This is a genomic window from Sneathiella sp. (genome assembly GCF_029233945.1).
GTDB lineage: Bacteria > Pseudomonadota > Alphaproteobacteria > Sneathiellales > Sneathiellaceae > Sneathiella.
Window position 1 is genome coordinate 1 of record NZ_JARGOQ010000107.1, and the last position, 3,118, is coordinate 3,118.

A 3,118-nucleotide genomic window follows, 5' to 3' on the forward strand; every position below is an offset into this window, starting at 1 on the left:
GACGCCAGCGGGGAGATCCCCGAGGGTACGGAAATGACCAAGATGACCGTGCGGGAGGCCCTTCGCGATGCGATGGCGGAGGAAATGCGCAACGATGAGCGCGTCTTCGTCATGGGTGAGGAAGTGGCCGAGTATCAGGGCGCCTATAAGGTGACCCAAGGGTTGCTCGATGAATTCGGCGCGCGCCGGGTGATCGATACGCCGATTACAGAGCATGGTTTTGCGGGTGTCGGGGTTGGTGCGGCCTTTCACGGGTTGCGGCCTGTCGTCGAGTTTATGACCTTCAACTTCGCCATGCAAGCCATTGACCAGATTGTTAATTCCGCCGCCAAGACGCGTTATATGTCTGGCGGGCAGATGGGCAGCCCGATTGTTTTCCGGGGTCCCAATGGCGCGGCATCGCGGGTCGCGGCGCAGCATTCACAGTGCTATGCCTCCTGGTACTCCCATGTGCCGGGACTGATCGTGATTGCGCCCCATACGGCGGCGGATGCGAAAGGGTTGCTGAAGGCAGCGATCCGCAATCCAAATCCGGTCATCTTCCTTGAAAATGAAATCCTCTATGGCCAGAGTTTCGAAGTGCCGGTCCTTGATGATTTTGTCCTGCCCATCGGCAAGGCGAAGATTGAACGTTCCGGTGACGATGTGACCATCGTTTCCTTCGGGATGGGGATGCGTTATGCGCTTGAAGCGGCGCAGAAACTCGCGGAGGAAGATATTTCCGCCGAGGTGATCGATCTTCGAACCATCCGCCCAATGGATATGGAGACGGTGCTTGCCTCGGTCCGCAAGACCAACCGCTGCGTCACCGTCGAGGAAGGCTGGCCGCAAAGCGGCGTCGGCGCAGAAATCACGGCGCAAATCATGCATCATGCCTTTGATTATCTTGATGCGCCGGTTCTGCGGGTGTCGGGCAAGGACGTGCCGATGCCTTATGCGGCTAATCTTGAAAAACTGGCGCTCCCGCATACCGATGAGGTTGTGGCAGCGGCCAAATCTGTCTGCTATCGCGATTAAAGGGGGCGACCATGCCAATTACCATTACAATGCCAGCCCTCTCACCGACGATGACCGAGGGGACGCTGGCCAACTGGCAGATGAAAGAGGGCGATACTGTCGCCTCCGGTGACGTGCTGGCCGAAATTGAAACCGACAAGGCAACCATGGAGGTTGAGGCGGTTGACGAGGGAACACTCGCGAAAATCCTTATTGAGGGCGGCACCGAAAATGTCGCCGTGAATACACCGATCGCGATCCTGCTGGAGGAGGGGGAGGATGCCTCCGCCCTGGACGACTATGACGCGGGTTCAGCGCCGGAGCCGGAAAAGGATACGGCAGAGGACGCATCAGAGAAAGAGGAAATGCCGACGAAAAAGTTCGGGTCGGACGATCCGAAAGATGCGAAAGATGCGAAAGATGATGCCGCCCCGGAAGTGAAGGGGGGCAGCGGTCCCGCGCCAGTAACGAAAGAGGGCGAACGCATTTTCTCAAGTCCGCTTGCCCGCCGGATTGCGGCGAAAGGCGGCCTTGACCTTAAGGCGATCAAGGGGACCGGGCCCCATGGCAGGATCATCAAGGCGGATGTTGAAAAGGCGATAGCCTCCGGTGGTGCCAAGGCAAAAGCTGAGCCCGAAAAGGCCGCGGCGGCTTCCGCGCCTCAAGCGGCAACACCACCGCCAGAGGGCAATTACGAGGAAATCCCGCTCACCAGTATGCGCAAGACTATTGCGCGGCGATTGAGCGAGGCCAAGCAGACGATCCCGCATTTCTATCTCACCATCGAATGTGAGCTGGATAACCTGCTGGCGATGAGAAAGGAACTCAATGGCCGGTCTGACGAATATAAAATCTCGGTCAATGATTTCGTGATCCGGGCCTCTGCGCTTGCGCTCAAGAAACTGCCCGCGGCCAATGCCATCTGGGGCGGGGACAAGATCCTGCAATATAAGGATTTTGATATTTCCGTCGCTGTCGCAATTGAGGGTGGCTTGATCACGCCGGTTGTCCGCGACGCCGATCAGAAAGGTCTCGCCGGAATTTCCAATGAGATGAAAGAACTCGCAGGTCGGGCGAAGGAAGGGAAACTGAAACCGGAAGAATATCAGGGCGGCTGTTTCTCGATTTCCAATCTCGGCATGTATGGGATCAAGGAATTCTCCGCCGTGATCAATCCGCCGCAATCGGCCATTCTTGCCATTGGAACCGGAGAGTTGCGCCCGGTCGTCAAGGATGGCGCGCTCGCCATGGCGACCATGATGAGCGTGACGCTTTCTTGCGACCATCGCGTTATCGATGGCGCCATGGGGGCGGAATTGCTCAAATATTTCAAGGGCTATATTGAAGAGCCCTTGACCATGATGCTGTGAGGAGCCGGATATGAGCGAGACGAAATTTGACCTGGTTGTTGTAGGGTCCGGTCCTGGCGGGTACGTGGCGGCGATCCGGGCGGCGCAACTCGGTATGAAGACTGCCGTCATTGAAAAAGAACATCTTGGCGGCATTTGCCTCAACTGGGGCTGTATCCCGACAAAGGCGCTGCTGCGGACGGCGGATATCTATAACCTGATCAAGCATGCGGATGAATTCGGCATCAAGGTCGAGGGCGCGTCGGTTGACCTCAAGAAAACCGTTGAACGCTCCCGTCAGGTGGCGGGGCAGCTTTCCGGCGGCGTCAAGCATCTCCTCAAAAAGAACAAGGTCACCGTCGTGGACGGACACGGCAAGCTCGCAGGGTCCGGCAAGGTTGAGGTGAGCAAGGACGGCAAGAAAGTTTCTACCGTCAGCGCAAAGCATATCATTCTCGCAACCGGTGCACGGGCGCGGACGTTGCCGGGGCTGGAACCCGATGGCAAGCTCATCTGGACCTATAAGGAAGCGTTGGTGCCCGATGTGACGCCGAAGAAGCTGCTGGTTGTCGGCTCCGGCGCGATCGGGATCGAGTTCGCGAGTTTTTTCAATGCGCTAGGTTCTGAAGTTACGGTTGTCGAGGTGATGGACCGGATCCTGCCGGTTGAGGATGCAGAAATTTCCACCTTTGCTGAGAAATCCTTCAAGAAGCAGGGGATGACCATCCACAAGGGAACAACAGTCTCCGAGCTGAAGAAATCCGGCGGTAAAG

At 57.3% G+C, this 3,118-nt stretch carries 3 protein-coding genes; all 3 read left to right on the plus strand.

What is annotated here, in order from left to right; all coding sequences use genetic code 11:
• Positions 1–1,017 (plus strand): pyruvate dehydrogenase complex E1 component subunit beta (locus tag P1U71_RS17810; RefSeq protein WP_301107019.1); only part of this gene is annotated, 1,017 nt, incomplete at its 5' end.
• A gap of 11 nt (positions 1,018–1,028) precedes the next feature.
• Positions 1,029–2,366 carry a pyruvate dehydrogenase complex dihydrolipoamide acetyltransferase gene (locus P1U71_RS17815; RefSeq protein ID WP_301107020.1) on the plus strand — a complete coding sequence of 446 codons (1,338 nt, stop codon included), beginning with the start codon at positions 1,029–1,031 and terminating at the stop codon, positions 2,364–2,366.
• Between the two features lie 10 nt (positions 2,367–2,376).
• The coding region (locus P1U71_RS17820) for an FAD-dependent oxidoreductase (RefSeq protein WP_301107021.1) at positions 2,377–3,118 on the plus strand (742 nt) is incomplete at its 3' end.